The organism is Erythrobacter sp. NE805, from assembly GCF_046452355.1.
In the GTDB taxonomy this organism is placed as follows: domain Bacteria; phylum Pseudomonadota; class Alphaproteobacteria; order Sphingomonadales; family Sphingomonadaceae; genus Erythrobacter.
In genome coordinates this window covers 35,738-62,189 of record NZ_JBKFDI010000006.1, presented here as the reverse complement: position 1 = coordinate 62,189, position 26,452 = coordinate 35,738, and the positions used below count along the sequence as shown (strand labels likewise).

Below are 26,452 nucleotides of genomic sequence, written 5' to 3'. Positions count from 1 at the left end.
CGGGAGATCACTCCCGCCCCTTTTGCTTTGCCTGCCGTCGGCGCGGGACTGAAACCTAGCGAACGGCTCCCACGATCTGGCGCAGCACGGCGATGTCGTCCCAGACCGTGACTTCCTCGCGGGCCCGGCCCTCGATCACCCGGAAGTGGCTGACCGCCATGACGAGCAGCGGCGCCCCCGTCGGCGCGCCGTAGCGTCCGTCGCCCTCGTGCCAGCCGGCGAGCGACCAGCGCACCGCGACGTCGCGCGCCTCGCCGAGGTAGGGCACCTCGGCGATGTGCTCGATCCTGAGCCGCGCGCGCGGGCCGAAGGCGGCGCGGATCGGGGCGGACCATTCGGCGAGCTGGTCGGGACCATAGAGGAAGCGCCCGCCCGGCATCCAGGCATTGCAGCGGAAGTCCGAGAGCGCGGCGGCGCGGGCCGCGTCGCCCGCCTGCCAGCGGGCGCGCAGCAGGTCGGTGGCGATCCGCTGCGCCTCGCTCTGCGGCGCGGCATCGGCGCCCGCGAGCGCCTCGGCATGATAGGGCGCGAGCACTTCGGTGAGCGGCCTGCCCTTCTCGGCATCGCGGGCGGCCTGCCGCGCGGCGACCTCCTGCGCATCGAAGCCGAGCTGTTCGACCAGCGCGAGATTGTCGCGCACCAGCCATTCCTCGACGATGCGGTTGTCGCGGCACAAGCAGTCGGCGATGGTCCGCACCAGCACCTTCTCGCCGGTTGCCGGGCCGAAGTCGCTGTCGCCGAGGTTGGTCATCTTCGAGGTGATGAGGTGCGAGGAGAGGAAGCTGCCGTCCCCCTCGTCGGACCAGATCACGTTGTCCCCGTCGAGGCGCCGGTCGGGGAAGGCCGCGAGGGTCGCCCAGGTGTTGTCGACGACGGTCTGCGCCCCGGTGATCGGCCCCGCGAGCGTATGGATCGCGCAGTCCTCGGAGTACCACTTCAAGCACAGCTCGACCTCGCGGTCGTGCCAGATGCGCTCGGTGATGCGGATGATGTAGTGGGGGAAGTCGACGAACTCGGGGTCGAAGCCCGGCAGGTCCATGCGCCGCTCGGGGCCGGGGTTCATCATCTCGGTAATGTCGGTGGTGGCGACGCGCATCACGGGGGGCGGCATCACGGGGTCTCCTATTGCGCGGTCCAGCCGCCGTCGATCAGCAGGCTGTGCCCCGTTATCATGCCGGCGGCGGGCGAGGCGAGCCAGACCACCGCCGCGGCGACCTGCTCGGCCGTGGCGAGTTCGCGCATCGGGATCATCCGCTCGACGAAGGCGGCGAAGGCGGGGTCGGCGAACATCGTCTCGGTGAGCGGCGTCTTCACGAAGGTCGGGGCGACGCAATTGACCCGGATCCCGGCGGGAGCGAGCTCGACCGCCATCGCCTTGGAGAGCCCCTCGAGCGCGTGCTTGGTCATGCAGTAGACCGTGCGGTTCGGCGAGCCGACATGGCCCATCTGGCTCGTCATGTGGATGATCGCCGCGCCGCGCTCCATCCTGCGGGCGACCGCGCGGGCGATGCGGAAAGGCGCCCGGACGTTGAGACCCAGCATGAGGTCGAGCGCCTCGTCCTCGACTTCGGCGAAGGGCTGGGGGCGGTTGGTCCCGGCGTTGTTGACGAGGATGTCGAAGGGCGGCGCGGCGTCGATCGCGGCGAGCACCGCCTCGCCGGTGACGTCATGGGGCCACGGCTCGAAGTCCGGGCCGAGTTCCCCGGCGAGGCTGTCGAGTTCGGGCGAGGGGCGGGCGACGCCGCTGATATGGGCACCCTCGGCGGCGAGGGCTCGGGCGATCGCGCGGCCGAGGCCCTTGCTCGCGCCGGTGACCAGCGCGCGCTTGCCCTCAAGCACCCCGGTCATCGCTCAGGCCGGCAGGAGCGCCGGAAGCGCGTCGCCCCCGCGCACCTGCACCACCTTGGCCGCGCCGCTCCCGCGGTTGGCGAGGCCGCGCGTCATGCCGACCGGCACGGTGATCGTGTCGCCGGGGCCGCACAGCGCAGTCTCGTCGCCGATGGCGACCTCGACCGCGCCCTCAGCCACGAACCACACGTCGGGCACCTCGAGCCGGTGCCGGGCGAGCGCCGCACCCTCGGCGAGCGTCACCTCGGCGAGGGTGAAACCATGCGCCCAGTCGATCGGCGCGGGGCCGATCAGCCAGCGCTCGGTCACGCCGGGGGTGGCCGGATGGAGCGCCGCAGGGCAGGGCGTGTCGGCGGGGATCACGCACTTCGCCAGCGCTGCCGAATCCGCGCGGGTCAGCGCCGCGACCTGCGCCGGCGTGGTCTCGGGCATGGGCCGCGCGCCCGCGGGCACCGCCTCGCCCTTCGCGGTGTCGATCAGCATCCCGTCCTCGAGCAGCACGAGGCCGTAGTCGCGCGCCATGTCGAAGACATAGGGCGCCCACAGCACGTGCCCGGCATCGTCCCCGCCGAGCACCGCCCACAGGAAGCCCTCCTCCGTGCCGACGTTCTCGAAGCCGCGGAACAGCCGCGTCGGGATCGAGATGAGGTCGCCCGGCCCCATGAACACCTCGCCGTCGGTCCCGCGCTCGCCGGTCATGAAGCGCCAGCGGCCCGAGTGGACGTAGAACACCTCGACCGTCTCGTGGCTATGCTGCGAGTTGAGGCAGCGCGGCGGCTGGCGCGCGCCGCCGATGTTGAAGCCGTGGGGCTCGGAAATGTGCACGTGCTGGTTGGGGTTCTCGGCCACCCCGGGCCCGATGATCGTGAAGTTCTCTTTCCGGTCCGACCCTGGCGAGCGGGTGTCGATGAAAGCGTCTCGGCAGGGCACGAGATCGGCATAGCGCACGATCCGGCTCGCGATCGAGGGGAGGGCGCTCGTCACAGGCTGGTCCGCGGATTGCCGCCGAGATGGGCGAGCCGGGCGAAGATGTCGTAGCCCATCTGGAGCAGCAGGTGGGTGATGTCGAGCGGCACCCAGTTCTCGGCGATGAGCCCCCCCTCGCAGCGGTAGAAGTCCATCACCCGCATGCCCACCCGGCGCCCGGTCGCGGGCATGCCGCAGAAGCCGTTTCCGGTGTGGGTCGCGGTGACGCTCGGCCAGCCGCCGGTGACGACGAACTCCCCGTCGCCGATGCGCCCGATGTGCTGGCCGCCCTGGCGGTCGGGAAAGGCGGTGAGGAAGGGGATCTGGTGGACGCTGCGGAAGCCGTCGAGGCCGAAGGCGGTGCCGATCCCGGCGGGGCCGTACCAGGCGAAATCCTCGGTCCAGTAGGGCGCGAGGTCCATGCTCTCGAGGCTCTTGCCGTCGAAGGTGCCGAGCGCCGCGTGCATCGCCCGCACCAGCGCGAGGTTGGCATGGCCCGCGTCATGGTCCGTCGGCGAGAGCGCGCGGGCGTTGCCGCCGGGCGTGGGCCACTGGTGCTCGGCGCCGAGGCTCGGGGCGAGCGGCCAGAGCCCGACCTGGCGGATCAGATCGAGCATATCGGGCAGCATCCAGCTCTCGGCGATGCGCCCGTCCTCGATGCGGTGAATCTCGCCGAAGCGGATCCACACCGGCTTGTGATGCGCGGGGATGCCGACGAGGTCGCGGGTGAGGGTGCCGTGGTAGTGGCCCATCACCGCGACGAGCCGCGCACCCTCGAACAGGTCGGTCGCGACGATCGCGTGGGTGCGGCCGGCATGGTCGAGGCTCGCGAGCAGCGGGTCGAAGAATCCCGCGAGGGCCTCGCTCAGCCCTGCGAAGTCGTTGAAGGGATGCGCAACGTGGAAGCGGCAGCCGGGCGCGAAGACCTCCGCCGCCACGGTGGCGCGCGCGGCGGGCGGGGCGGCGGCGAGGCGGCGCAGCCCCGCATCGACCGCCTGCTTGGCGGCGTCGCCGTCGATGCTGTGAGCTGCCACGATCATCCCTCCTTCAAACCCTCACGAATAAGGCCTGTTTTGCATTCGCAGTCAATGGAAATCCCGCGGCTTCTGCAATTTGCCGCTGCCGCCGCGGCCCGGCTTTCGCAAGGATCAACCTCGGGAAAACGCAGCGGCTTGAGGGGCGGCCGCTTTGCGCCTAGGGTCACAGGGCGTGCCGGTGTGACGGCGCTTCCTTGCATTCGCATTCATCGGGCCGCCCCATGCTCTCCATCCTCCAGCTGTTCCGCATCGGCATCGGGCCGTCGAGTTCGCACACCGTCGGGCCGATGCGCATCGCTCGGCGCTTTGTGGTCGCTCTCGCCGACGGGGGCAAGCTCGCGCAGGTGCGCCGGGTGGCGATCGAGCTCCAGGGCTCGCTCGCGCTGACCGGGGTCGGCCACGGCTCGGTCGATGCCTGCGTGCTCGGCCTCCTCGGCCTCGATCCCGAGGCGGTCGACCCCGACGCGGTGCCGGGCCTGCTCGCCGCGGCGGGCGGCGGGACGATCGCGCTGTTGGGGCAGCACGCGGTTCCCTTCGAGCGCGCCCGCGACATCGTGCTCGCCTGCGATATCGTGCCCGAGCTTCACCCCAACGGGATGCGCCTCAGGGCATGGGGCGAGGGCGATATCGTGATCGCCGACGAGACCTGGTATTCGACCGGGGGCGGCTTCATCGCCTCGGCCCGCCAGTTGGCGACGCCCAAGGCCGACGACCTGGTCGCGAGCCCGGTGCGCGCGGTCCATCCTTTCGCTTCGGGTGCCGAGCTGCTCGCGCTGTGCGAGGCGCACGGCACCGACATCGCCGCGCTGGTGCTCGCCAACGAGGGCGCGTGGCGGCCCGAGGCCGAGACCCTCGCGGGGATCGACCGGCTGGTCGCCGCGATGCTCGCCTGCATCGCGCGGGGCCTCGCGCAGGAGGGGCACCTGCCCGGCGGCCTCCAGGTGCGCCGCCGCGCGCCCGAGCTGTGGCGCAAGCTCCTCGCCGCGCCCGCCAACGAGACCGAGGTGCTGCTCGACCGATTGAACCTCTTCGCGATGGCGGTGAACGAGGAGAACGCTGCCGGGGGCCGCGTCGTCACCGCGCCCACCAACGGCGCGGCGGGGATCATCCCGGCGGTGCTGCGGCAATACTGCAGCGAGGGCGAGCAGGCCGCCGAACAGGCGCGGCGCTTCCTGCTGACGGCGGGGGGCATCGGGCTCCTCTACAAGCAGCGCGCCTCGATCTCGGGGGCGGAGATGGGCTGTCAGGGCGAAGTGGGCGTCGCCTGCTCGATGGCGGCGGCGGGCCTCGCGGCGGTGTGGGGCGGCACCCCCCAGCAGGTCGCGGCGGCGGCCGAGATCGGGATGGAGCACAACCTCGGCCTCACCTGCGATCCGGTCGGCGGGCTGGTCCAGATCCCCTGTATCGAGCGCAACGCGATCGGCGCGGTCAAGGCGGTCAACGCCGCGCGGCTCGCGCTGCACAGCCACGAGGTGCCCAAGGTCTCGCTCGACCAGGTGATCGAGACGATGCGCCAGACCGGGATCGACATGTCCTCGAAATACAAGGAGACGAGCCTCGGCGGGCTGGCGGTGAACGTCGCCGCCTGCTGAGCGGGTCGAGCACCATCCCCGTTCGTGTCGAGCCCTTGGCAGGCCCGGGATGAACTGCCGACTTCGTCGTCCGCGCCCCGAAGCGTGACCGCCAGCCGATCGAGGCGATGCGCGTCAAGGCCGACCTCCAAGAGCGCCGCAACCAGCTGCCCGAGAGCCTTGCCGCCGCCGAGGTCACGCCGGAAATCCCGTGTTCGACGGGTTGCGCGCGAAGACCTTGTCGAGTGTCACGCTGAGGTGTCCTCAACCGGCCCTTGAGGACACAGCGGAATCGCGCTGCCTCCATTCGAAACGCTAACGCGCGCGAGGGGTGATCGGGGCGCGCGGCCGGAGGCGGGGGCATGGACGGGGACGAATGGTCGGGGAGACAGGATTCGAACCTGCGACCCTCTGCTCCCAAAGCAGATGCGCTACCAGGCTGCGCTACTCCCCGACGCTTCTCGTTCCGCCCCTCCGCGCCCGCCCGGTGGGCCCGGCAGGATTCGAACCCGCGACCTAGCCGTTATGAGCGGCCAGCTCTAACCGCTGAGCTACAGGCCCCTTGGGTGCGGGCGCCGGAGGGCAGGCGATTGCCAGCCCCTACTCCGCAGGGCGGGACGGGGCAAGCGCGTTCGCTTCGCCGTTCCCGGGGGGCTCACCCGCCGGTCGCGGCGATGACCTCGGCGATGGTGCAGGGGCGCACCCCCTGCTCGGCGAGGCGGGCATAGACCGCCGCGAGCCAGGCATAGAGGCCGTCGACCGCCGCCGGGGTGGCGGCATAGGGGGTGTGGCCGGGGGCGAGCGAGGGGCTGTGGAGCGAGAGCACCAGCACCGGCAGCCCGCTCGCCACGGCGATGTCCACGCCGCGCAGCGCCTCGCCGATCGAGACGCCCTCCGGGGTCAGCGGGATGCGCTCGAGCAGCCCGAGCCGCGACAGCGCCCCGAGCGCACGCGGCAGCCGCGCCGCGGGGCGGCGCAGCCGGCGGCCGAGCGCGCTGAGCGCCCCGGCGTGCACGCTCGTCACGGGCAGTTCGAGCAGCGTGCGGTCCTCGTCCGCCCAATAGGGGTCGAGCGGGTGGCCGATATAGTCGGGGCCGCCTTGCGGGCTGTAGTCGAACAGCGGCCGCACCGAGGTGTCGATGCGGATGCCGTGGCGGGTCAGCAGTTCGGCGGTGTGGGGCCCGAGCCCGTAGCGTCCGGCGCGGTAGACCAGCGGCGCCGTGCCGAAGGCCGCGCAGATCGCGCCGTGCAGCGCCCCGAACTTGGCCGCCTCGAGCGCGCGGGGCAGGTTCCCGGCGAAGGAGTTGGCCATCGTCACCTCCTCCTCGAAAGGGGGATTGACCCAGGGGTGGAGCTGGATGCCGACCTCGGCCCTGCCGCGGCCGATGGCGTCGCGGATGATCTCGACCGCGCGGGGCTCGTGCACCACCGGCCAGTCGACGAGGTAGACGGGCACGACGCCGAGCCCCTCGCAGAAGGCCTGGAAGCGCGGGATTGCGGCGACGTGGCTGAGGCCGTGGCCCTCGCGCCGGAAGGGCCCGCGCCAGTCGAATTCCTCCTCGGTGTCGACCGTCAGCAGCACGCGCTGGCCGAAGGCGGGGGCAAAGCCCGCGCGGCGCCCGGGGGGCGGCACATCCAGCATCGAATTGGCGATCATGATCCCCCAGAGTTCCCCGGCGCCCGCGTCTCGGCGCTATCCGCCAAGGGCGCCGGGCAGCACCGGGCTATCGCCGAGCAGCGGCAGGGTCAACTCCAGCGCCCTGTCGCTGCGCCTGAGGTCGCCCCCCGCGGCGCGCGCCTCGGCCCGGGCGAGGCGCAGCGCGAAGCCGGTGCCGAACAGGCCGGCGTTGATCGTGCCCTGTGCAGGCCTGATGGTGGCGGCGAAGAGGTTCTCCTCGGCCGCGAGCCGCGCCGGGAGCGCCGCGCGCAGCCGCACCACCGCGCGCCCGCTGCCGCCGATCAGCGGGTCGAGTGCGACCGCGATCCGCTCGCCCGGGGCGCAGGCCGCCGCGAGGCTCGCGAGCAGGCGCCAGACCAGCGCCTCGGCATCCTCGGCGTCGATCGCGACGATGAGGCTCGGTGCCTCGCCGAGAGCAAGGGCGAGGCCCGCCTGCTGGCCCCCCAGCACCGCGTCGAGTTGCACGGCGGTGCGGCGCACCAGCGCGGCGAGGTCGCTCTCGCCCGGCGCGATCGCCAGCGCCCCGGTCTCGAGCCGCGCCAGCCGGTCGAGCTCCTCGAAGCCCGCGAGGATGCGCGCGGCATCGGCAGCGATCGCGGCGGCGAGCGCGCGGTATTCGTGCGGGGCGGGGCCGAACAGCTGCTGCTGGATCACCTCGGCATAGCCCTGCACCGCGGTGACGGGGGTGCGCAGCTCGTGGAGGAGCTGGCGGATCCGGTCGGCCTCGCGCGCCGCGCCGCCCGCTGCTCCGACGGCGGCGTCCGCGGGACGGCGGAAGCGCCCGACATAGCCCGCGAAATGGCCTTCCTCGGAGAAGCGCGGCTCGGCATCGACGATCCACTCCCCGGAGATCGCCGGCGCGCCCTCGAGGCGGACGGCGCCGCGCGCGATCGGCTGGCGGCGGGCGAAGGCGCGGGCGAGCGGGTCATCGCTCCCGGCGGCCGAGGCGACGAAGAGCCGCGTGCCGATCACCATCGGCGCGACCTCGGCCGCGGCCCAGGCGATGCGGCCCGCGGTGTCGGCGGCGAAGCCGAATCCCGACAGCGCGCGCGCCGGGCGCTCGGCCACCTCGCCGAGCGGCAGGCGGGGCGAGCGCTCGAGATCGGCCGGGCTCTCGCCGCGCTCGCGCCGGAACTGGGCGATGCGCTCGACGAGCGCGGAGATCTCGGTGCGCCCGGTCTCGTCGGCGCTGCGCGGCGGGACGGGCGCCGAGGCGGCGGGGGCGGGGACGCGGCGCAGCGGGATCGGGGCGGGCGGGTCCGCAGGCGGGGGCGCTGCGGGCTCCGAGCGGGGCGCCTCGGAGCGGGGCGCCTCGGCGGGGGGCGGCAGCCCGCGATCGTGGACCCCGAGCCGGGTCAGCAGCGCCTCGACATCGAGCGGCAGGTCGCGGCGCAGGCGCAGGAAGCCGCGCGCGCGCACCGGCAGGCGCGGGATCAGCGCGTTCCAGTCCTCCACCGCGAGGTCGGCGCGGGCGAGTGCGGCGGCGGCGACCTCGGGCTCGTGATCGGCGAAATGCGCGGCGAGATCGGGGTTGCGGAACCGCCAGCCCGGCTCGCGGATCAGCCGCGCGCGGGTCGCGGCGGGGATCGCGTCGGCGAGCGCCTCCATCCGCAGCCACGCCGCCGCGATGAGGCTCGCATCGCTCCCCGTCCCCTGCGCGCGGTCCCTGCCGAGCAGGTCGAGCAGCTGCCGGAACTGGGTGCGCAGGTTCGCCTCGCCGGTGGCGCGCTGGCGCAGCACGGTGGCAAGGCGATCGTCGAAGAACAGCGGAAAATCTCCCTTGGCGCGAAGCGCGCGCGCGAATCGGCGGGGCTGCGGTGATCGGATGATAACCCGCACCAAGCTCCGTGTCTTATCAGGCTCTTGCAATTGTCACAGTCTGACGCAAATGGCGCGTTGCAAAGCGGGACAATTGCTGGCAGACCTAATAATATTAGCCTGGCGAGCCGTCCGGCGCGCTGCTTGTTTCTTGGGATCATGTTGCACGCGCGCCGCCCCGGCCGGACGGGGCCGCTCGCGAGAGGAGTTTCAGCCACGTGGCCAATCTCGACGATATCGACCGCCGCCTGCTCGCGGAACTGCAGGCGGAGGGCCGCGTCACCAATGTCGAACTCGCCCAGCGCGTCGGCCTGACTGCGCCGCCGTGCCTGCGCCGGGTGCGCGGCCTCGAGGAGGACGGGGTGATCCGCGGCTACCATGCCGATCTCGACCCCTCGAAGCTCGGCTTCGCGATCACCGTCTTTGCGATGGTCAGCCTCAAGAGCCAGGCCGAGAGCAGCTTGCGCGAGTTCGAGGAGCACATGCGCGCGCTCCCCGAGGTGCGCGAGTGCCACATGCTCAACGGCGAGATCGACTTCATCCTGAAGATCGTCAGCAAGGACCTGCAGAGCTTCCAGGAGTTCCTGACCGGCAAGCTCACGCCCGCGCCCAATGTCGAGAGCGTGAAGACCTCGCTCACGATCCGCACCGCCAAGCAGGAGCCGGGGGTTCCCCTCTGAGGGCGCGGCTCGCGGGACTGCTCTCCGTGATGGCGGGGGTGGCGGGGTGCTCGGCAGGAGCGGGCGGGCCCGAGCGCTTCGATGCGATGTCGAGCGAGGAACACCTCGCCTGCGCGGTGGACATCAGCGCCTACACCTATCTCGCCGCCGAAGGCCGCGTCGCAGCCGACGCCGCGATGCTTGCCCAGGCCGGCCTCGCGCTCGGCTGGCATCACAACGCTTACGCCATCCCTGAAGGCAAGGGCGAACGCGCCGACCTCATCAACAAGGAGCGCGCCGCGGTGATGGCGAGCGACAAGCCAGAGGCGATCGCCGAGCGCGCCTCGGCCTGCATCGCTTCCGCGGTTGCAAGAAGCGCGGCGGGATAGCACTCTTGCCGGCGATCCGGAAATGCCGCAGCGGGAGCCTGTCATGAGCCAGTCGCCGAACACCGAGCCGCCTAGACTTGCCGAGCCGGTCACGGGCCGCTGCCTGTGCGGCGCGGTGACGATCACCGTCGCGGCGATGGAGGCGCATGTCGACATCTGCCACTGCGCCATGTGCCAGCGCTGGGGCGGGGCCTTCTTCGCGGGCGTCAAGGGCGAGAGCGTCACCGTCGAGGGCGAGGACTCGGTCACCGCCTACCGCTCGAGCGACTGGGCCGAGCGGGCGTTCTGCGGAACCTGCGGGAGCAACCTGTGGTACCGCTTCCTGCCAACCGGGAGCCGCACCTTCCTCGCCGGGCTCTTCGACCTGCCGAAGGGCTTCGGGATCGAGCAGCAGATTTTCGTCGACGAGAAGCCCGACTGGTATGATATCCTTCAGCAAAGCCCGATGAAGACGGGTCCCGAGGTGATCGCCGAGGCGATGGCGCAGGGGCTGAGCTTCGACTGAGCCGCGAGGGAAGGGGTGCCGCCGTGATCGATGAGCCGCCGCCTCCGCCGCCGCCCGCCGCACCCGCCGCCGACGCCGCTGCGCCTGCCGCCTCTCCCTATGCCGAGCGCCCCGACGGGACGCTGGTGATCGACCTCACCCGCCTCGCCCCGCCGCCTCCGGCGGAAGAATGCCCAGAGGACGCGCCCGATCCGTTCCAGCCGGAGGAGATCGTGGTCTGCACCGCGACCGCCAATGCGCCGCGCCTCGGCCCGCAGGTCGGCCCCGTCGACGACGGCTTCGCCAGCGCCATCCCGCGCGCGCGGCTCAAGCTCTCCGAGAATGCCGAGGCTAAGGCCAACCTCGCCAAGACCCCCGTCGGCGGCTTCGATGCCGACGGCGCCGAGGTGCGGGTCAAGATCGACTTCTGACCGAAAGGTCGGCCTGCGCTGCCCCCGGCGCTTTCCTACGCGAGGGCGCGGGATTATGCCGTCGAACCGCTCTTTTGCATCGTGAAGGCGCACCGCGTGTGCAGGCGAAAAAATCGCAGGCGCGCAGAGTGTCAACTTTGTTTCGGCGATAAGTGATTGCTGACAAATGATTTGTCGATTGGACGAAGTTGACAGCGTCAACTTCGCCCGCGCCTCAGTGCAGCTTCAATCGGGGCCGCACGATGCGGTTCACCCGGCCGACCGCCATCAGGAAGGTCGCCTTCACCCAGCCGTGGATGCCGATCAGGTGCAGGCGGTAGAGCGAGGTGTAGATGAACCGCGCCAGCCGCCCCTCGATCGCCATGCTCCCGCCGATGAGGTTCCCCATGAGGCTCCCCACGGTCGAGAAGCGCGAGAGCGAGACCAGCGAACCCTTGTCTCGGTAGACGAAGTGCGTGAGGTCGCGGCCCTGCTGCATCCGCACGATGTTGGCGAAGACCGTCTCGGCCATCTGGTGCGCGGCCTGGGCGCGGGGCGGGACCGGGCGGTCCTCGCCCGGCGGGGTGTAGCTCGCGCAGTCGCCGAGCGCGTAGATCGCGGGGTCGACGCTCGTCTGGAGCGTGTCGGTGACGAGGATCTGGTTGCGGCTGTTGGTCTCGAGCCCCAGCCCCGAGAGGAACTCCGCGCCCTTGACCCCGGCGGCCCAGACAATGAGGTCGGCCTCGATCACCTCGCCCGTCTTCGTGACGAGCTGGCGCGGCCGCGCCTCGACCACCTGCACGCCGGGCCGGACGTTGACCCCGAGCACCTCGAGCTCGTGCTTGGCGGCGGCGGCGAGCTTGTCGGGGAGGGCGGGGAGGATGCGCGGACCGGCCTCGAGCAGGGTCACGTGCATCCGGCTCTCGTCGAACACCTCGAGCCCGTAGTGCCTGAGGGCCCCTGCGGCATTATAAAGCTCGGCGGCGAGTTCCACCCCCGTCGCCCCGCCGCCGACGATCGCGACGCGGACCTGCTCGTTGGCGGTCGGGTCCTTCATCATCGCCCGGCTGACCCGCAGGCAGTGGTTGAGGAGGCGGGTGCGGAAGCGGTCGGCCTGTTCGCGGCTGTCGAGGTAGAGGCAGTGCTCCTTGACGCCCGGCACCCCGAAGTCGTTCGAGACCGAGCCGAGCGCGAGCGCGAGGATGTCGTAGCGGATCGTGTGGCCCGCGATCAGTTCGCTGCCGTCCTCGTCGTGCACGGGCGCGAGGCTGATGGTCTTGGCCGCGCGGTCGATCCCGTCGAGGCTGCCCTGGAAGAAGCGGTAGCCCCAGCGGAAGCAGTGCCCGCGGTAGCCGACCTCGTCAAGGTTCGCGTCCAATGATCCGGCCGCGACCTCGTGCAGCAGCGGCTTCCAGATGTGGCTGAGGTTCTTGTCGACGAGGATGATGTCGTGCCTGCGCCGCCCGTACTTGGCGCCCAGCCGGCGCACCAGTTCGAGGCCTCCCGCGCCGCCACCGACGACGACGATCTGGGTCTTGCGCCCGATCGTGCGGGAGCCGCGCGATGGCAGGGCGCTGGCGGCGGCAACCGCGGCGGGCTCGAGGGTGACATGCTGGTTCACATTCACGGCAACGAGCCATAGCAGCTTTTGTGCCCTCGAAGGACACGGAAGTTTGCGTGGCGCGCTCTCAATCGCCCGGATCGAGGCGGCCGAAGAAGCCGATCACCTTCACCACCTTGCCCGAGTCGTTGACCTCGGTGACGTCGAAGCCCTCCATCGCGGTCCGCTCCCCGACGTCGATCGCCCAGTGGTGGCGGCAGAAATTGTTCTGCATCTCGATGCGGCTGGCGTGGCGATAGACCGCCTGCGGGAAGGCAGCGCGGGTCTCTTCCACCATCTTCAGGAAGGGCTCGCGGCCGACGATGTTGTGGCGCGGATCGACGAAGTGGACATTGTGCTCCATCGCGGTCTCGCACATCGCGCGGCGCTCGGCGGGGTCGGGCGTGTTCCAGATCGCGAGCATCGTCTTGAGGTTTGCTTCGTAGGGCTGCATTGTGGGACCCCATAAACCGACCGGCGGTTTGTTTTTAGCGAAAGCGCGGCGGGCGTAAAGGGGCAAGGCATGCCGACACAGCAGGAAAGGTCCGACGCGACGCGCGAGGCGTTGGTGGGCGCGTGCCGGAAACTGCTTCTGGAACAGGGGCTTGAGGCAACAACGATGGCCGCGGTGCTCGCCGAGGCGGGGCTGAGCAAGGGCGCGCTCTACCACCACTTCGCGAGCAAGACCGAGCTCGTCGAGGCGATCTACCGCGCCGAATCGCGCGGCGCGATCGACCGCGCCCTCGCCCGGGCGGAGCGCGAGGCCTCGCCGCTGGGCGAACTCACCGCGATGTGCGCCGCGTGGCTGGGCGAGATCGGCGCACCGGAGGTGGCGGCGATCCTGTTCCGGATCGGCCCCGCCGCGCTCGGCGTCGAGGCGGCGCAGCGCATCGAGAATGCGCACAGCCTCGCCCTGTTCGAGGACCTGCTGGCCCGCGCGCGCAACGCCGGAGAGGTGGGGGCGATCGACGTCGCCCTCGCCGCGCGGCTGATCAACGCGCTGATGGCCGAACTCGCGCTGGCCCGGCTCCGCACGCGCGGCACGCCCCAGCCGGACGCGCGCGCGCTGATCCTCGGCCTGCTCAGGGGGATGGCAGGCGAGGCCTAGCCGAAGGGCTCAGCCCTCGCGCTCCTCAAGCCAGTTCTCGAGCCACTTGATCGAGTAGTCGCCGTTGAGGACGTCGTCCTGCCGCAGCAGCTCCTGGTGGAGCGGGATGTTGGTCTTGACCCCCTCGACCACCATCTCCTCGAGCGCGCGGCGCAGGCGCATGATGCAGCCCTCGCGCGTCCGCCCGTAGACGATCAGCTTGGCGATCATGCTGTCGTAATATGGTGGGATCCGGTAGCCTGCGTAAAGCCCGCTGTCGACGCGCACATGCATGCCGCCCGCGGCGTGATAGTAGGTCACGAGACCCGGCGAGGGCGCGAAGGTGAAGGGGTCTTCGGCGTTGATCCGGCACTCGATCGCGTGGCCCTTGAACTCGAGCTCGCTCTGCTTGACCGAGAGCGGGCGGCCCTCCGCGATGCGGATCTGCTCGCGCACGAGGTCGACCCCGGTGATCGCTTCGGTGACCGGGTGCTCGACCTGGAGGCGGGTGTTCATCTCGATGAAGTAGAACGCGCCGTTCTCCCACAGGAACTCGATCGTCCCCGCGCCGCGGTAGCCCATGTCGCGCATCGCCTGCGCGCAGACCTCGCCCATCCGGTCGCGCTCGGCCGCGCTGATCACGGGCGAGGGGGCCTCTTCCAGCACCTTCTGGTGGCGGCGCTGGAGCGAGCAGTCGCGCTCGCCCAGATGGATCGCATTGCCCTGGCCATCGCCGAAGACCTGAAATTCGATGTGGCGCGGGTTGCCGAGGTATTTCTCGATATAGACGGTGGCGTCGCCGAAGGCCGCCTTGGCCTCGGAGCCGGCTTGCTGCATCAGGCTCTCGAGCTTGTCCTCGCTCTCGCACACCTTCATGCCGCGCCCGCCGCCGCCGGACGCCGCCTTGATGATGACGGGGTAGCCGATCTCTTTCGCGATCCGGCGCGCTTCGTCGAAATCGCTGACCGCGCCGTCGGAGCCCGGCACCAGCGGAAGGCCCAATGCGCCCGCGGTGCGCTTGGCCTCGACCTTGTCGCCCATCGTGCGGATGTGCTCGGGCTTGGGGCCGATCCAGATGATGTCGTGGGCCTCGACGATGTCGGCGAACTTGGCGTTCTCCGAGAGAAAGCCGTAGCCGGGGTGGATCGCGTCGCACTGCGCGATCTCGGCCGCCGAGATGATGTTGGCGATGTTGAGATAGCTCTCGCCCGCGGGCGGCGGGCCGATGCACACCGCGTGGTCGGCGAGCCGCACGTGCATCGCGTCGGCATCGGCGGTGGAGTGCACCGCCACCGTCTCGATCCCGATTTCATGGGCCGCACGGTGGATGCGCAGCGCGATCTCGCCGCGATTGGCGATCAGGATGCGTTTGATGCCCATGATCTTACGAGATCACCACGAGCGGCTGGTCGAACTCGACCGGCTGGGCATTCTCGACGAGGATCGCGCTGACGGTGCCCGACTTCGGCGCGGTGATCGGGTTCATGACCTTCATCGCCTCGACAATGACGAGGGTGTCGCCCTCCTTCACGGCCTGCCCGACCGTGACGAAGTTCGCCGCCCCCGGCTCGGGCGCGAGGTAGCAGGTGCCGACCATCGGCGACTTGACCGCGTTCTTGAGGTCGGGACCGGCGGGCGCGGCAGGCTCGGCCGGAGCCGGCGCGGCGGCAGCGGGCGCCGGGGCGGCGGCCGGGGCAGGCGCGGCCGGAGCGGCGGCATAGACGGGCGCGGCAGCGGCCACGGCGCCACGCGAGACGCGGATCTTGCGATCGTCGTCCTCGACCTCGATCTCGGTCAATCCGGTCTCGTTGAGCAGCTCCGCGAGCTCGCGGACCAGTGCGGTGTCGATGTTCATGCCCGACTTGCGCCCGTTTGCCTTGCCGGATTGGCCAGCCTCGTTTGCCATGTATGCCCCTTGGAGAGTTGCTGCACTCGTGAAGCGCGAGGGACTATTGCCGCGAATTGCGGCTGGCAAGTGGCAAGGGTGCAAATTGTGAACGGGGGGTGACGATTCAGACCTGACCTGACGCTACGGCTTCGAGCGCGATGCGGTAGGAATCCGCCCCGTGGCCCTCGACGGTAAGCGCGGCGGCCATGCCGACATAGGAGAGGTGGCGGAAAGCCTCGCGGGTCTTGGGATCGGAAAGGTGAACCTCAATCACCGGCGTGCGGATCGCCTTGATCGCATCGAGGATGGCGACAGAGGTGTGGGTATAGGCGGCCGCATTGAGCAGCACCGCGCGCGCCCCTTCCGCCTGCGCCTCGTGCAGCCAATCGACCAGCATCCCTTCGTGATTGGTCTGGCGCATCTCGATTTCGAGCCCCAGTTCGCGGGCGCGGTCTTCGAGCATTCCGGCGATGTCGTCCAAGGTGGTGGTGCCGTAGATCTCCGGCTCGCGAAGCCCAAGAAGATTGAGGTTGGGGCCGTTCAAGACGTAGACGAGGTTGGTCATGCGCTCGGGCTTAGCGGGAAGGCGCGGGGCGGGGAAGAGCGCGCGGCGCCTCGCATTGTGCGCGTTCCATGCCGCTGGTAGGATCTTGGCATGACCATCGCCGCCCGCACCCCGCTCGTGCTGCTGCTAGTGCTCGGCGGCTGTGCGCGGCCCGACAGCCTCTCGGTGAGCGAATGCGCGGCGCGCCCGCCAGGCTTTCTCACGCAAGGCGAGTTCCTAGCCGCGCATCCGGCCAGCTTTCGCGCCGATCTGGTGAGCAACAGCCTGCGACTGGATGCGGCAGGCGGCCTGGCGTGGAACGGCGCGCGTGTGTCGGGTGCCGAGGCCGAGGCGTTGCTGCGCCAGGTCGCCGCGCAGGATCCGCCGACCTCGTCCTACCTGCACTTCACGTGGGACAGGAAGGCGCCATGCGCAAACGTCGCCGGGGCTCGCACAATGATCGACCGCCACCTCGCCTGTGCGGCGTCAGGGCGGTGCATCGAGGGCCCGGCGCCGCGCCTCTTCCCGCCGCCGCCTACCGGTCGACGCCCTTGACCTTCCCCCACTGCCGCGCGGCGGTGTAGCCGAGGTAGCCGGTTCCGAAGAGCGCGTAGAGCGGCTCGGGGAGGCCGGCGAGGTAGGCGTTCATGCCCGCGGCGATGTCGCGTGCGGCGGCGGGGTTGAAGGCGCTGAGCACCCCCATCGGCAGCGCGGTCAGCAGCAGGACGTACATCACGTAGAGGAAGCTCGGCCGGGCGCGGCTCGTCCAGGGGTCCTTGGAGTTCGCCTCGGCGACGATCGCCTGCAATTGCGCCTCGATCATCTGCATCTCCTGCGTGCCCTGCAGCGCGAGCAGGTCGAGCTTGGCCTTGGCGCGGGCTTCCTTGTCGGGGATGATCTTGTCGATGATCGCGGTGAGGGGACTGATGAGGCTTTCGATCAGGGGCATGGCGCGCGCTCCTCGCTGGGCATGAGTCGCGACAGTCAATGACCGGATTGGTTCAAGTAGGAAAAGGAAAATAACCTAATCCGCCTGCGCCTCGGCAAGCAGCCGCTGTGCGAGCGCGAGGTGCGGGCGGTCGAGCATCGCGCCGTCCAATGCCACCACGCCCGCGCCGGGGTGCTCGGCGAAGGCCTGGACCACGGCGCGGGCATGGGCGAGTTCCTCGGCGCTTGGGGAGAAGGCGGCATTGATCGGATCGACCTGCGCCGGGTGGATCGCGAGCATCCCGCGGAAGCCCTGCGCGCGCACCGTCTTGGCGCGGGCCTCGAGCGCGGCGAGGTCGCGGAACTCGGGCTGCACCGTCTCGATCGGCGCGACGCCGGCTGCCGAGGCGCCGATCAGGCACAGGCTGCGCGCCATCTCGTAGGTGTGGGAGTATTGCCCGTCGGGCCCGCGCTGCTCGCGCGCGCCGAGCGCCGAGGAGAGGTCCTCCGCCCCCCAGCTCATCGCCACCAGCCGCGCCTTGCCCGGGTAGTCGCCCGCGTAGTCGCCGGTGCGGAACATCGCCGCGGCGGTCTCGGTGACGAGCGCGGCGATCAGGGTGCGGCCCTGCGGGATGCCGTGCGCAGTCTCGAGAGCGGTCAGGTAGTGGTGGAGCTGGGTGATGTCGGCGGCCCCTTCCGCCTTGGGCAGGAACACGCCGCCGGGCTGCGCGGGGATCACTGCGGCGAGGTCGGCGATGCAGTCGTGGGTCGTAAGCGGATTGATCCGCACCCACAGCCGCCTGGCGTCGGCGCTGGCCGCGATGTGCTCGGCGACCATCGCGCGGGCAGCGGGCTTGTTCTCGGGTGCGACCGAATCCTCGAGGTCGAGCAGCGCGATGTCGGCGTTGCTCGCTTCCGCCTTGCCCATCTTCTTTTCGCTGTCGCCCGGCGCGAACAGCCAGGAGCGCATGCGGGGATGGGCGGGAGCGGTGTGGGCCATCGGACGATCCTCGTGTGTCGCCCGCCCGCTTACGGAGCCGTCCCCCGCGCGGCAAGTCCCTAGAACGAGCCCTCGATATCGAGGCTGAAGATCGTCCCGAAGCGGCGCTCGCGGCGTTCGCTGAAGGCGACGATCCCCGCGGCACGGTCGGCAAAGACGGTGCGGCGGAAGCGGTCCTTCTGGTTCATGAGGTTGCCGATCCGCCCGCGCAGGGTCAGTCCGGCGACGTCCTTGTTCTCGAGAAAGGCGAAGCCCTGCGCGAAGCTCGGCTGGTCGAGCGACACCTCGTCGAGCCGCACCGAGGGCGCGACCTTCTTCCAGTCGCCGCGCACTCCGAAGGCCCAGGCGCTGTCGGGGATGTCCTGCCGGAACCGGAATTCGACCGAGAGGAGCTCGTTGCCCGAGATCTCGCGCCGCGTGCCGAGCAAGGGGTCGCGCACATCGCTGCGCGCAAGCTCGGCGCCGAGGTCGATGCGGGTGCCCTTCCAGCCGAGCCCGTCGGAAAGCAGCGTCGTCTGGAGCTCGATCCCGTAGAGCCGGGCGGAGGGGAGGTTGCCGGGCGCCTGCCCGCCGCTGGGCAGCGGGATCTGGTCGACGACGTCGGTGAGCGCTTCGTAGTAGCCGCTCAGAGTCAGGTTTCCGAGCCGGCCCATCCGCCAGCTCGTCTCGAGATCGAAGACCCAGCTCTGCTCGGGACGCAGGTTGGCGTTGCTGTCGTCGGTGCGGTCCTGGTCGAGGTCGACCGAGGCGATGAAGTCATAGAAGTCGAGCTGGCCGACGACCCGCTCGATCCGGCCGGCAATGTTGAGGTCGGCATTCGCCTTCCAGTCGAGCGAGGCGAAGCCCTTGGGGCGCCAGAAGGTGCGGGTGAGGCCGAGCGGCCCCGACTGGCTGATCCGTGAATACTCGCCCCCGGCTGAGACCTGGAGCTGGAGGTTGCTCGCAAGCGCACGGCTCCAGGTGAGGCCGCCGTCGACCCGGTCCTCGCCGACCCGCGCGGTCGCGCCGGCGAGGTCGACCGGCTGGAGCACGCCCGCCGCGTCGCGCTCCGCCAGCGACGAGACGATGGCGAGGGTGTTGCGCGCCCCCTCGAGCGCGGCGACGAGGTTCCAGCCCCAGGCCTTGAGCGTGTATTCCGAGCGCAGGATCGATTCCGCGCTGTCGGCATCGCGCAGGAACAGCGAGCCCCCCGGCGCCCGGCCGTCGGTGAAGTCGGTGCGGACGGCGTTGGTGAAGGGGCTGTCCTCGTAGCGGTGGTAGCCGATCAGCTTGAGCCGCCCGGGGCCGAGCGCGAACTCGTAGTCCGCGCCGATCTCGATGTTGAACTCGTCCTCGGTGCGCCTGAGGTTGCGGGTGCGCTCGAGCGTGCCGCCGGGCGGGCGCTGAAGGGAAACCTCGCGCTCGCGGTAGAAGAAGGCGCCGGTCTGGCCGGTGAGGTTGAGGACGTTGCCGTTGGCGGCGGTGCGGCTGTAGGAGCCCGAGAGGGTGGGGCGGTCGGTGTTGAAGTTGGATTGTTCGTCACGCAGCGCGACAAGCATTCCCGCGCCGTCGAAGACCTGCTCAGGCCCCAATGCCCCGCGCCGCCCCGCCTCGTTGCGCAGCGCCAGCGTCCACTCGCTCTTCGCCCCGCTCCCGGCGAGCGCGACGTTGCCGCCCCACAGCCGCGCCGGCGTGCCGAAGCTGCGCCATTCGGGCTGGTAGCGGAACTGCCCGCTGATCCGCCCGCTCCCGCTGGTGACGACATTGAGCACCTGCCCGGTGAGCCCGCCGATGCCGAGGCTCGCCCCGTCGACCAGTTCGAGCCGCACCACGTCCCTCGCCGGGATGCGCCGCAAAGCCTCGACCGGGCCGTTCGCCTTGCCCGGAATGCGCCGCCCGTTGATGAGCACGTTGGCGTCGGCCTGGCCGAGCCCGCGGGCATCGTCGCCGCCGCGGATCGCGAAACCGGGCACGTTGCGCGCCATGTCGTAGGCGCTGCGCGGGGCGAAGCGGGCGAAGTCCTCGGCGGCGAAGATGCTGCGGGTGGTCGCGTCGGGCGACGGGGCTCCGGCCTCGGTCTCGGCCCCTCCGGACGAAGGCGCCGCCTCGTTCTGCGCCGCGGCGGGCACGGCAAGGCCCGCGCTGGCGAGCGCCAGCGCGGCGGCGGTGCCGGAAAGGAGGGACCTGAAGGACAAGGGGCGGGGCATCGCCGCCGCGCTTGGCGGCAAACGCCCGGAGCTGTCGAGGTCGTGTCACCTCGCATTCGTCGAACCCGCTTCCTCGCTCGACGAGGGTCGAGCACACTCAGCGGAAGCGCATGGGGCATCTGCCCCCTTGACGCCGCGGCCCGCGGCGGGATGCTCCGTGCCGACGTCTTTCCGTTGGCCCCGCCTCACATGGGTTGCTATAGAAGACGCAAACCAATCAAAGAGCGGGGGAGCCAAGGTGGCAATCGCATTCTCAGTCAACGGCAAGCCGGTGGAGGTGGAGGCCGAGGCCGACACCCCGCTGCTGTGGGTCTTGCGTGACGATCTCGGGATGACCGGGACCAAGTTCGGCTGCGGCATCGCCGCCTGCGGCGCGTGCTCGGTGCACGTCGACGGCGCCATCACCCGCTCGTGCAGCGTGCCGCTCTCCGATATCGCGGGCAAGTCCTTGACGACCATCGAGGGTCTCAAGGCCGCCGACGGGACGCTCCACAAGGTGCAGGCCGCGTGGATCGAGGCGCAGGTGCCGCAATGCGGCTACTGCCAGTCGGGCCAGATCATGGCCGCGGTGGCGCTGATCGAGCAGGTCGGCACGCCGTCGGACGCGCAGATCGACGAGGCGATGACCAACATCTGCCGCTGCGGCACCTATCCGCGCATCCGCAAGGCGATCCTCGCGGCGACCGGCGCTGCCGCCGCAGCCCAGACGGGAGACGCGTGATGGCCGACAATCCCAATCCCGATCTCGACCTCCCGGAAATGAAGGGGCCCGAAACCGCCGCTCCGGCCGAGAAGCCCAAGCGCAAGGGCGTCAAGCGCCGCATCTTCCTGATCGGCTCGGCGCTGGTCGTCGGCGGCGGCGTGTTCGGCGTGTGGTGGACCGACAGCAGCGCCCGCGCGCGCGGCAACAGCCTGATCGGGGGCGAGGGCAAGTCGGCCTTCGGCAGCGTCGTCACCATCGCCGAAGACGATACGGTCACGGTCTTCTCGCCGCACATCGATTTCGGCCAGGGCTCGCAGACCGCGCTCGGCCAGATGCTCGCCGACGAGCTCGATGCGGCTTGGGACAAGGTCACGATCGAACAGGCCCCCGCCGACCTCGCCTTCGCCAACACCGCGCTCGCCAAAGGCTTCCTGCCCTCGATGGCGGGAGATTTCGCCGCCGGGCTGCTACCCGATGCGGTGATCGGGATCATGGCGCGCTCGATGCCGCTGATGATCACCGGCGGCTCCTCGGCGGTGCGCTTCACCGGCGAGCTCGCGATGCGCCGGACCGGCGCGGCGGTGCGCGCGGCGCTCGTCGCCGAGGCGGCGGACCGGCTGGGCGTGCCCGAGAGCGAGCTCACCACCGCGGACAGCAAGGTGGCCCACGCCAAGTCCGGCAGGTCGCTGCGCTACGGTGAACTCGCGGCCGGAGCGGCGGAGCGGTCGCTGTCCTCCGATCCGGTGCTCAAGACCCGCGAGCAGTGGAAGCTGATCGGCAAGCCCGTCCCGCGCCGCGACATTCCGGCGAAGGTCGACGGCAGCGCGGTCTACGGCATCGACTTCAAGCTCCCCGAGATGCGCGTCGCGACCATCGCGGCGGCGCCGGTGCGCGGCGGCAAGCTGCAATCGGTCGACGAGGCCCCGGCGCTCGCGGTCAAGGGCGTCGAGAAGGTGGTGAAGCTCGATGACGCGGTGATCGTCGTCGCCAAAGGCTACTGGCCGGCGAAGAAGGGGCTCGAGGCGCTGAGCCCGCAATTCTCCGACGGCGGCCACGCGGCGATCTCGACCCCGGCGATCTACGCGGCGCAGGCCAAGCTGATCGACGGCGGCAAGCCCGACGGCGCCTTCGGCGAGGGCGATGTCGACGCTGCCTTCGGGTCGCCGGGCGCGAAGCTCGTCGAGGCCGAATACCGCGTCCCCTTCCTCCACCACGCGATGATGGAGCCCTTCGCGCTCACCGGCCACTTCAAGGACGGCACGCTGCACCTGTGGGGGGGCTTGCAGGACCCGCTCACCACCCGCAGCCGCGCCGCCAAGGCCGCCGGGCTCGAGGTCGACCAGGTGGTGTTCCACCCGATGATCATGGGCGGCGGCTTCGGCCGGCGCTTCCCCGACATCGTCGAGATCATCGACCAGGTCGCGGTGCTCGCCAAGCAGGTGCCCTATCCGGTCAAGCTGGTGTGGAGCCGCGAGGAGGACGTCACCCACGGCACCTATCGCTGCCAGTCGCTCGCCAAGCTCAAGGGCTGCGTCAAGGACGGCAAGATCGCCGCGCTGCGCATCGACTACGCGCAAGGCGACAGCGCCGAGGGCGAGGTGCCGTTCATCTACGACCTGCCCGCCACCTCGCGCCGCCATTTCGCCTACCGGACCAACCAGATCGACGGTCCGTGGCGTTCGGTGAACGCGACGCAGCTCGGGTTCTACACCGAGAGCTTCATGGACGAGCTCGCGCTCGCCGCGGGCGAGGATCCCTACCAGTTCCGCCGCAAGCACCTTGCCCCGGGCGGGCGGCACCTCAAGGTGCTCGACGAGGTGGCCAAGCGCTCCGGCTGGGGTAGCCCGTTGCCCGAGGGTGTCGGGCGCGGCATCGCGATCGTCGAGAGCTTCGGCACGATCGTCGCCGAGGTGGTCGAGGCGGGGGTGAAGGAGGACGGCAGCCCGAAGGTCCTCAAGGCCTTCGCGGTGGTCGATTGCGGCACCACGGTGAACCCCTTGAACGCCGATGCGCAGATCATGGGCGGGCTCATCATGGGGCTGTCCTCGGCGATCGGCGAGGCGGTGACGCTCGACAAGGGCGCGGTCGTGCAGAGCAATTTCAGCGACTACCCGATCCTCAAGGCGGCCGACGCGCCGCCGGCGGTCGACGTGCACTTCATCGAGAGCGGCGCCAAGACCGGCGGGATCGGCGAGCCGGGCCTGCCGCCCGCAAGCCCTGCGCTCGCCAACGCGCTCGCCGCGGCGACGGGCAAGCGGATGCGCAACCTGCCGCTGTTGACGCAGGCCAAGGCCTGAGCCTCGCAGGCTGGTCGGCGCTGATCCTCGCCGGCGGGGCGGGGCAGCGCTTCGCCGGTGAAGGAGGCGGGGGCAAGCTCCTCGCCGACCTTGCTGGCGCGCCGGTGATCCGGCGGGTGGCGGAGCGTGTGCTTGGGGTTGGATTTGCCGAGGTGATTTCCGTCACCGGCGCCGCAGACGCGCCGATAAGGCGCGCGCTCGCGGGGCTGGATCTGTCCGTAAGCCACGCCCCCGCCTGGTCCGAGGGCATGGCCGCCACCCTGCGCAGCGGGATAGCCGCACTTGCGCCGGAGGCCGAGGGGGTGTGCGTCTTCCTCGGCGACATGCCCCTCGTCCCGGTCGAACTCTGCCCGCAGCTCGCCGAGGGGGTGCGGCGCGCGGGCTACGCCGCGCGGCCGCGGGTCGCGGGCACGCCCGGCCACCCGGTCGCCTTCACCCGCGCGGCTTTCGCCGACCTGCTGGCCTTGCAGGGTGACAGGGGTGCGAACGCGCTCCTCGCGGGGCGGTCCGACGTGGCCTATCTCGACACGGCGGACCGGGGCGCGCTGCTCGACATCGACACGCCCGCGGACCTCGCCGCCGCCGCGCGCGCCTGGAAGGCCTGAGCGACCTCGGCGACCAGCGAGAGCGCCACCTCGCGCGGGGCCTTGCCGAAGCCGTTCAGGCCGATCGGGGCCCTGAGCCGCGCCAGCTCCGCCTCGCCGACCCCGTGCCCGCGCAGCCGCGCAATCCGCCCCTCGAGCCGCACCCGCGCACCGATCGCGCCGACGTAGAAGGCCGCGCTGCGCAGTGCCGCCGCGAGCCCGCGCTCGTCGTCCTCGCGATCGTGCGAGAGCACCGCAATCGCGGTCCAGGGGTCGGGCGCGAGCACGGCGAGCGCGTCCGCCGGATCGCCGCGATGATAGGCGAGGCCGGGGAAGGGCGGCGCCTCGGGACCCCCGGGGGCGATCAGCACCGCCTGCCAGTCCAGCTCGCGCGCCAGCGCAATGGTTGTGAGTGCTGCGCCATCCTCGCCGATCACCACCAGCCGCAGCGGCGGGGCGAAGGCCCGCGTGTAGCGCGTGCCGTCCCAGCCCTCGACCACGCCCTCGCTCGCAAAAGCCGCGCGGCGCTCGCGCCCGTCGCTCGACCATGCGAGCGGACGGCGTTCGTGCCAGCCCGCGAGCAGCGTCGCCACTGCCGGTTCTTCGGCGGCGACCGGCTCGACCAGCACCGTGATCCCCGAGCCGCAGGCGAGCCTGATGTCGATCCACGGACTGCCTTCGCCATAGCGCAGCAGGCGCGGCGCACCATCGGCGAGCACCGCACGGCCGTGACGCGCGACATCGTCCTCGATGCACCCGCCCGAGAGGAAGCCCCAGTGCTCCTCCGGCGTGATCAGCATCTGCGCTCCCACGTCGCGCGGGGCCGAGCCGTCGACCTCGACCAGCGTCGCGATGGCGAAATCCGCAGGGACCGCGGGCCGGCCGAGCAGCGCCTCGCGGATATCGTCGATCGGAGCGGCGAGACGCCAGCGGCTCATGGCAGAGAGGGCGACCTTCGAAAGGGAAGAGGGAGCCGCGAGCCTAGACCAGCGTGGCGGGCGGGGCAATCGGCAGCGGCTCGCCCGCGCGACTCCGGCAATGCGCCTTTGCTTTACTGTCGGGACTCTGGTAAATTCTGGCGACTTCTTACAAGGGCCCAAGTATTAACTCGACATTTACCTTTTTATATTGAGAGGCTTACGCCGACTAACCCCTCATCTTGCCCCGCAAAGCCGTCGCCTCGCCGCAAGCCTTCGACGCGTCCGGTTGACCGCACCGGGCGCATCCCGGACCCTCCCCACTTCTGCGCCGTGGGAGACGGGGGAGCGCAAGGATGCCGGGCGGTGCCGCCGAAATCCTGGGGAGGAGCAGCGCGATCGCGCACCTGCGCGACTTCGTGCCCAAGCTCGGCCGCTGCGATGCCGCGCTGCTGATCACCGGCTCGACCGGGACCGGCAAGGAGCACATCGCCCGCGCCGTCCACGCGCACAGCCCGCGCGCGCGCAAGCCCTTCGTCGCGATCAACTGCGGGGCGATCCCCGACAACCTGTTCGAGGCCGAGCTGTTCGGCTTCGAGCGCGGCAGCTTCACCGGCGCCTACCAGGCGCAGAAGGGCAAGGCGGTGCTCGCCGAGGGGGGGACGCTGTTCCTCGACGAGGTCGGCGAGCTCTCGCCGCTCGCGCAGACCAAGCTGTTGCGGATGCTCGAGGAGCGCGAGGTCCAGCCGCTCGGCGCGGCCAGGCCGGTGAAGGTCGACGTCCGGATCGTCGCCGCCACCAATCGCGCGGTCGAGGAACAGGTCGAGGAGGGGCGTTTCCGCTCCGATCTCTACTACCGCCTCAACGTCGCGCGGATCGTGCTGCCCGACCTTGCCGAGCGGCGCGAGGACATCGCCGTCTATCTCCAGCACTTCATCCGCCACTTCAACGAACGCACCGGGATGAGCGTCGGCGGGCCCGACGAGGAGCTGCTGGGCGTGCTGCGCGATTACGACTGGCCGGGCAACATCCGCGAGGTGCGCAACTTCGTCGAGGGCGTGTTCATCGACCCGCCGTGCGGCAAGATCGGGATCGACGACATTCCGCAGGCCTTCGTCCAGCTCCAGCGCTCGTGGCGGCGCACCGGCGCGGACGAGCGGGCGCGGATCCTCGAGGCGCTCGAGGCGACCGACTGGAACAAGGCCGAGGCGGCCAAGGCGCTGCGCTGGTCGCGCATGACGCTCTACCGCAAGCTCACCAAGCATCACGTCACGCGCGGCGGGCTGGGGCTGTGATACCTGTGACACCTGTCGCACGTCCCGCGTAACATGTGACAGGCAGTGGCGCGCCGGGGGGTGCGCAACTCTCTGCAATTCCAGAATTCCGCGCTTTGGCACACGGCTTGCGACACCTTGCCCGATGCAAGGAGCCGGGTAGCGATGAAGCGCTTCAGAACAGCTCACGAGACGGACCGCCCGGCTGGCGGCGAGCTTCCTGCGGCGCTCTACGTCAACTATTTCGAGATGGGGCATAACCCCTTCGAGTTCCTGCTCGACTTCGGCCAGTTCCGCCCCGCCACCGGCCTCGCGGAGGCCGAGGGGGAGGGCGGCACCACCGTCATCCACTCGCGCCTCGCGATGGCGCCGCCCTATGCCAAGATGCTCTGCGAGATGCTCGTGCGCTCGCTGCGCGACCACGAGGCCGAGCACGGCGAGATCGTCCTGCCGCGCAGCCCCGATCCGCTTCCCCCGGCCGTCAGCGAGGACCTCCTCGCCCCGCTCGGCGACTTCGAGGCGCGCGCCCGCGCGCTGCGGGCCGCCGCGCATTCGCTCCGTCCCTCCAGCAACAAGGGTTAGCCC

At 70.8% G+C, this 26,452-nt stretch carries 27 protein-coding genes and 2 tRNA genes; 12 read left to right on the top strand and 17 right to left on the bottom strand.

Annotated elements, in window-relative coordinates:
* Positions 1-55: 55 nt before the first annotated feature.
* Genes ACLBKU_RS17260 through ACLBKU_RS17245 form a run of 4 tightly spaced genes read right to left on the bottom strand, consistent with a single transcriptional unit; the run spans position 56 to position 3,848 of the window.
* Complete coding sequence (locus ACLBKU_RS17260) at positions 56-1,111, bottom strand: ester cyclase (protein WP_410180826.1); 1,056 nt, start codon at positions 1,109-1,111, stop codon at positions 56-58.
* 11 nt (positions 1,112-1,122) lie between these two features.
* Entirely contained in the window at positions 1,123-1,848 is a 726-nt protein-coding gene (locus ACLBKU_RS17255; protein ID WP_410180804.1) for an SDR family NAD(P)-dependent oxidoreductase, read from the bottom strand.
* A gap of 3 nt (positions 1,849-1,851) precedes the next feature.
* Positions 1,852-2,832: a cupin domain-containing protein gene (locus ACLBKU_RS17250; RefSeq protein WP_410180803.1), complete on the bottom strand. Its 981-nt coding sequence runs from the start codon at positions 2,830-2,832 to the stop codon at positions 1,852-1,854.
* Positions 2,829-3,848, bottom strand: coding sequence for an ester cyclase (locus ACLBKU_RS17245; RefSeq protein ID WP_410180802.1), 1,020 nt, complete (start codon positions 3,846-3,848; stop codon positions 2,829-2,831). The genes ACLBKU_RS17250 and ACLBKU_RS17245 overlap by 4 nt, the downstream gene beginning before the upstream one ends.
* A gap of 224 nt (positions 3,849-4,072) precedes the next feature.
* Here ACLBKU_RS17245 and ACLBKU_RS17240 point away from each other — a divergent pair, with 224 nt between their 5' ends.
* The gene (locus ACLBKU_RS17240) at positions 4,073-5,443 is read left to right on the top strand and encodes an L-serine ammonia-lyase (protein WP_410180801.1); all 1,371 of its coding nucleotides are present in this window, start codon (positions 4,073-4,075) and stop codon (positions 5,441-5,443) included.
* Between the two features lie 356 nt (positions 5,444-5,799).
* Here ACLBKU_RS17240 and ACLBKU_RS17235 read toward each other — a convergent pair.
* The 4 genes from ACLBKU_RS17235 to ACLBKU_RS17220 form a co-directional block, all read right to left on the bottom strand.
* Positions 5,800-5,876 (bottom strand) — tRNA-Pro (locus ACLBKU_RS17235).
* Positions 5,877-5,910: 34 nt separating this feature from the next.
* Positions 5,911-5,983: transfer RNA gene (locus ACLBKU_RS17230), tRNA-Ile, on the bottom strand.
* 94 nt (positions 5,984-6,077) lie between these two features.
* Entirely contained in the window at positions 6,078-7,079 is a 1,002-nt protein-coding gene (locus ACLBKU_RS17225; RefSeq protein WP_410180800.1) for a polysaccharide deacetylase family protein, read from the bottom strand.
* Positions 7,080-7,115: 36 nt separating this feature from the next.
* On the bottom strand, positions 7,116-8,939 hold the full coding sequence (locus ACLBKU_RS17220) for a histidine kinase dimerization/phospho-acceptor domain-containing protein (RefSeq protein ID WP_410180799.1): 1,824 nt from the start codon (positions 8,937-8,939) through the stop codon (positions 7,116-7,118).
* A gap of 197 nt (positions 8,940-9,136) precedes the next feature.
* Here ACLBKU_RS17220 and ACLBKU_RS17215 point away from each other — a divergent pair, with 197 nt between their 5' ends.
* Genes ACLBKU_RS17215 through ACLBKU_RS17200 form a run of 4 tightly spaced genes read left to right on the top strand, consistent with a single transcriptional unit; the run spans position 9,137 to position 10,881 of the window.
* A complete protein-coding gene (locus ACLBKU_RS17215; protein WP_068862764.1) occupies positions 9,137-9,598 on the top strand; it encodes an Lrp/AsnC family transcriptional regulator in 462 nt (153 codons plus the stop codon).
* A gap of 26 nt (positions 9,599-9,624) precedes the next feature.
* Positions 9,625-9,966: a hypothetical protein gene (locus ACLBKU_RS17210; RefSeq protein WP_410180798.1), complete on the top strand. Its 342-nt coding sequence runs from the start codon at positions 9,625-9,627 to the stop codon at positions 9,964-9,966.
* A gap of 43 nt (positions 9,967-10,009) precedes the next feature.
* A complete protein-coding gene (locus ACLBKU_RS17205; RefSeq protein ID WP_410180797.1) occupies positions 10,010-10,471 on the top strand; it encodes a GFA family protein in 462 nt (153 codons plus the stop codon).
* 23 nt (positions 10,472-10,494) lie between these two features.
* Positions 10,495-10,881 (top strand): hypothetical protein, encoded by a 387-nt coding sequence (locus ACLBKU_RS17200; RefSeq protein WP_410180796.1) that lies wholly within the window; start codon positions 10,495-10,497, stop codon positions 10,879-10,881.
* A 214-nt stretch (positions 10,882-11,095) separates the two neighbouring features.
* Here ACLBKU_RS17200 and ACLBKU_RS17195 read toward each other — a convergent pair whose 3' ends face one another.
* Both ACLBKU_RS17195 and ACLBKU_RS17190 read right to left on the bottom strand, forming a co-directional pair.
* A complete protein-coding gene (locus ACLBKU_RS17195; RefSeq protein WP_410180825.1) occupies positions 11,096-12,406 on the bottom strand; it encodes an NAD(P)/FAD-dependent oxidoreductase in 1,311 nt (436 codons plus the stop codon).
* Between the two features lie 142 nt (positions 12,407-12,548).
* Complete coding sequence (locus ACLBKU_RS17190; RefSeq protein WP_410180795.1) at positions 12,549-12,914, bottom strand: hypothetical protein; 366 nt, start codon at positions 12,912-12,914, stop codon at positions 12,549-12,551.
* 69 nt (positions 12,915-12,983) lie between these two features.
* Here ACLBKU_RS17190 and ACLBKU_RS17185 point away from each other — a divergent pair, with 69 nt between their 5' ends.
* Positions 12,984-13,568: a TetR family transcriptional regulator gene (locus ACLBKU_RS17185; RefSeq protein WP_410180794.1), complete on the top strand. Its 585-nt coding sequence runs from the start codon at positions 12,984-12,986 to the stop codon at positions 13,566-13,568.
* A 9-nt stretch (positions 13,569-13,577) separates the two neighbouring features.
* Here ACLBKU_RS17185 and accC read toward each other — a convergent pair whose 3' ends face one another.
* The 3 genes from accC to ACLBKU_RS17170 all read right to left on the bottom strand — a co-directional run bounded on the left by accC (position 13,578) and on the right by ACLBKU_RS17170 (position 16,000).
* Positions 13,578-14,927, bottom strand: coding sequence for an acetyl-CoA carboxylase biotin carboxylase subunit (accC, locus tag ACLBKU_RS17180; protein ID WP_410180793.1), 1,350 nt, complete (start codon positions 14,925-14,927; stop codon positions 13,578-13,580).
* A 4-nt stretch (positions 14,928-14,931) separates the two neighbouring features.
* Entirely contained in the window at positions 14,932-15,453 is a 522-nt protein-coding gene (accB, locus tag ACLBKU_RS17175) for an acetyl-CoA carboxylase biotin carboxyl carrier protein (RefSeq protein WP_410180792.1), read from the bottom strand.
* 106 nt (positions 15,454-15,559) lie between these two features.
* Positions 15,560-16,000 carry a type II 3-dehydroquinate dehydratase gene (locus tag ACLBKU_RS17170; RefSeq protein WP_410180791.1) on the bottom strand — a complete coding sequence of 147 codons (441 nt, stop codon included), beginning with the start codon at positions 15,998-16,000 and terminating at the stop codon, positions 15,560-15,562.
* Between the two features lie 90 nt (positions 16,001-16,090).
* On the opposite strand from ACLBKU_RS17170, the gene ACLBKU_RS17165 reads away from it, so the two are divergent.
* On the top strand, positions 16,091-16,534 hold the full coding sequence (locus ACLBKU_RS17165; RefSeq protein WP_410180790.1) for a hypothetical protein: 444 nt from the start codon (positions 16,091-16,093) through the stop codon (positions 16,532-16,534).
* Here ACLBKU_RS17165 and ACLBKU_RS17160 read toward each other — a convergent pair.
* The 3 genes from ACLBKU_RS17160 to ACLBKU_RS17150 all read right to left on the bottom strand — a co-directional run bounded on the left by ACLBKU_RS17160 (position 16,515) and on the right by ACLBKU_RS17150 (position 20,080).
* Positions 16,515-16,928: a holin family protein gene (locus ACLBKU_RS17160; protein WP_410180789.1), complete on the bottom strand. Its 414-nt coding sequence runs from the start codon at positions 16,926-16,928 to the stop codon at positions 16,515-16,517. The two genes, ACLBKU_RS17165 and ACLBKU_RS17160, sit on opposite strands and share 20 nt — an antisense overlap.
* A 75-nt stretch (positions 16,929-17,003) precedes the next feature.
* The gene (locus tag ACLBKU_RS17155) at positions 17,004-17,906 is read right to left on the bottom strand and encodes an HpcH/HpaI aldolase/citrate lyase family protein (protein ID WP_410180788.1); all 903 of its coding nucleotides are present in this window, start codon (positions 17,904-17,906) and stop codon (positions 17,004-17,006) included.
* A 59-nt stretch (positions 17,907-17,965) separates the two neighbouring features.
* Positions 17,966-20,080 (bottom strand): TonB-dependent receptor plug domain-containing protein, encoded by a 2,115-nt coding sequence (locus ACLBKU_RS17150; RefSeq protein WP_410180787.1) that lies wholly within the window; start codon positions 20,078-20,080, stop codon positions 17,966-17,968.
* Between the two features lie 250 nt (positions 20,081-20,330).
* On the opposite strand from ACLBKU_RS17150, the gene ACLBKU_RS17145 reads away from it, so the two are divergent.
* The 3 genes from ACLBKU_RS17145 to ACLBKU_RS17135 are packed head-to-tail and all read left to right on the top strand — an operon-like array spanning position 20,331 to position 23,697.
* On the top strand, positions 20,331-20,813 hold the full coding sequence (locus tag ACLBKU_RS17145) for a (2Fe-2S)-binding protein (RefSeq protein WP_410180786.1): 483 nt from the start codon (positions 20,331-20,333) through the stop codon (positions 20,811-20,813).
* Complete coding sequence (locus ACLBKU_RS17140; RefSeq protein ID WP_410180785.1) at positions 20,813-23,092, top strand: molybdopterin cofactor-binding domain-containing protein; 2,280 nt, start codon at positions 20,813-20,815, stop codon at positions 23,090-23,092. Before ACLBKU_RS17145 ends, ACLBKU_RS17140 begins: the two co-directional genes overlap by 1 nt.
* Positions 23,089-23,697: an NTP transferase domain-containing protein gene (locus ACLBKU_RS17135; protein ID WP_410180824.1), complete on the top strand. Its 609-nt coding sequence runs from the start codon at positions 23,089-23,091 to the stop codon at positions 23,695-23,697. Before ACLBKU_RS17140 ends, ACLBKU_RS17135 begins: the two co-directional genes overlap by 4 nt.
* Here ACLBKU_RS17135 and ACLBKU_RS17130 read toward each other — a convergent pair.
* A complete protein-coding gene (locus ACLBKU_RS17130) occupies positions 23,610-24,614 on the bottom strand; it encodes an XdhC family protein (protein WP_410180784.1) in 1,005 nt (334 codons plus the stop codon). The genes ACLBKU_RS17135 and ACLBKU_RS17130 overlap by 88 nt on opposite strands.
* Positions 24,615-24,949: 335 nt before the next feature.
* Here ACLBKU_RS17130 and ACLBKU_RS17125 point away from each other — a divergent pair, with 335 nt between their 5' ends.
* Together ACLBKU_RS17125 and ACLBKU_RS17120 are read left to right on the top strand one after the other, a co-directional pair.
* A complete protein-coding gene (locus ACLBKU_RS17125; RefSeq protein WP_410180783.1) occupies positions 24,950-25,888 on the top strand; it encodes a sigma-54 interaction domain-containing protein in 939 nt (312 codons plus the stop codon).
* A gap of 144 nt (positions 25,889-26,032) precedes the next feature.
* The gene (locus ACLBKU_RS17120) at positions 26,033-26,449 is read left to right on the top strand and encodes a DUF3467 domain-containing protein (protein ID WP_410180782.1); all 417 of its coding nucleotides are present in this window, start codon (positions 26,033-26,035) and stop codon (positions 26,447-26,449) included.
* The last annotated feature ends 3 nt before the right edge of the window (positions 26,450-26,452 follow it).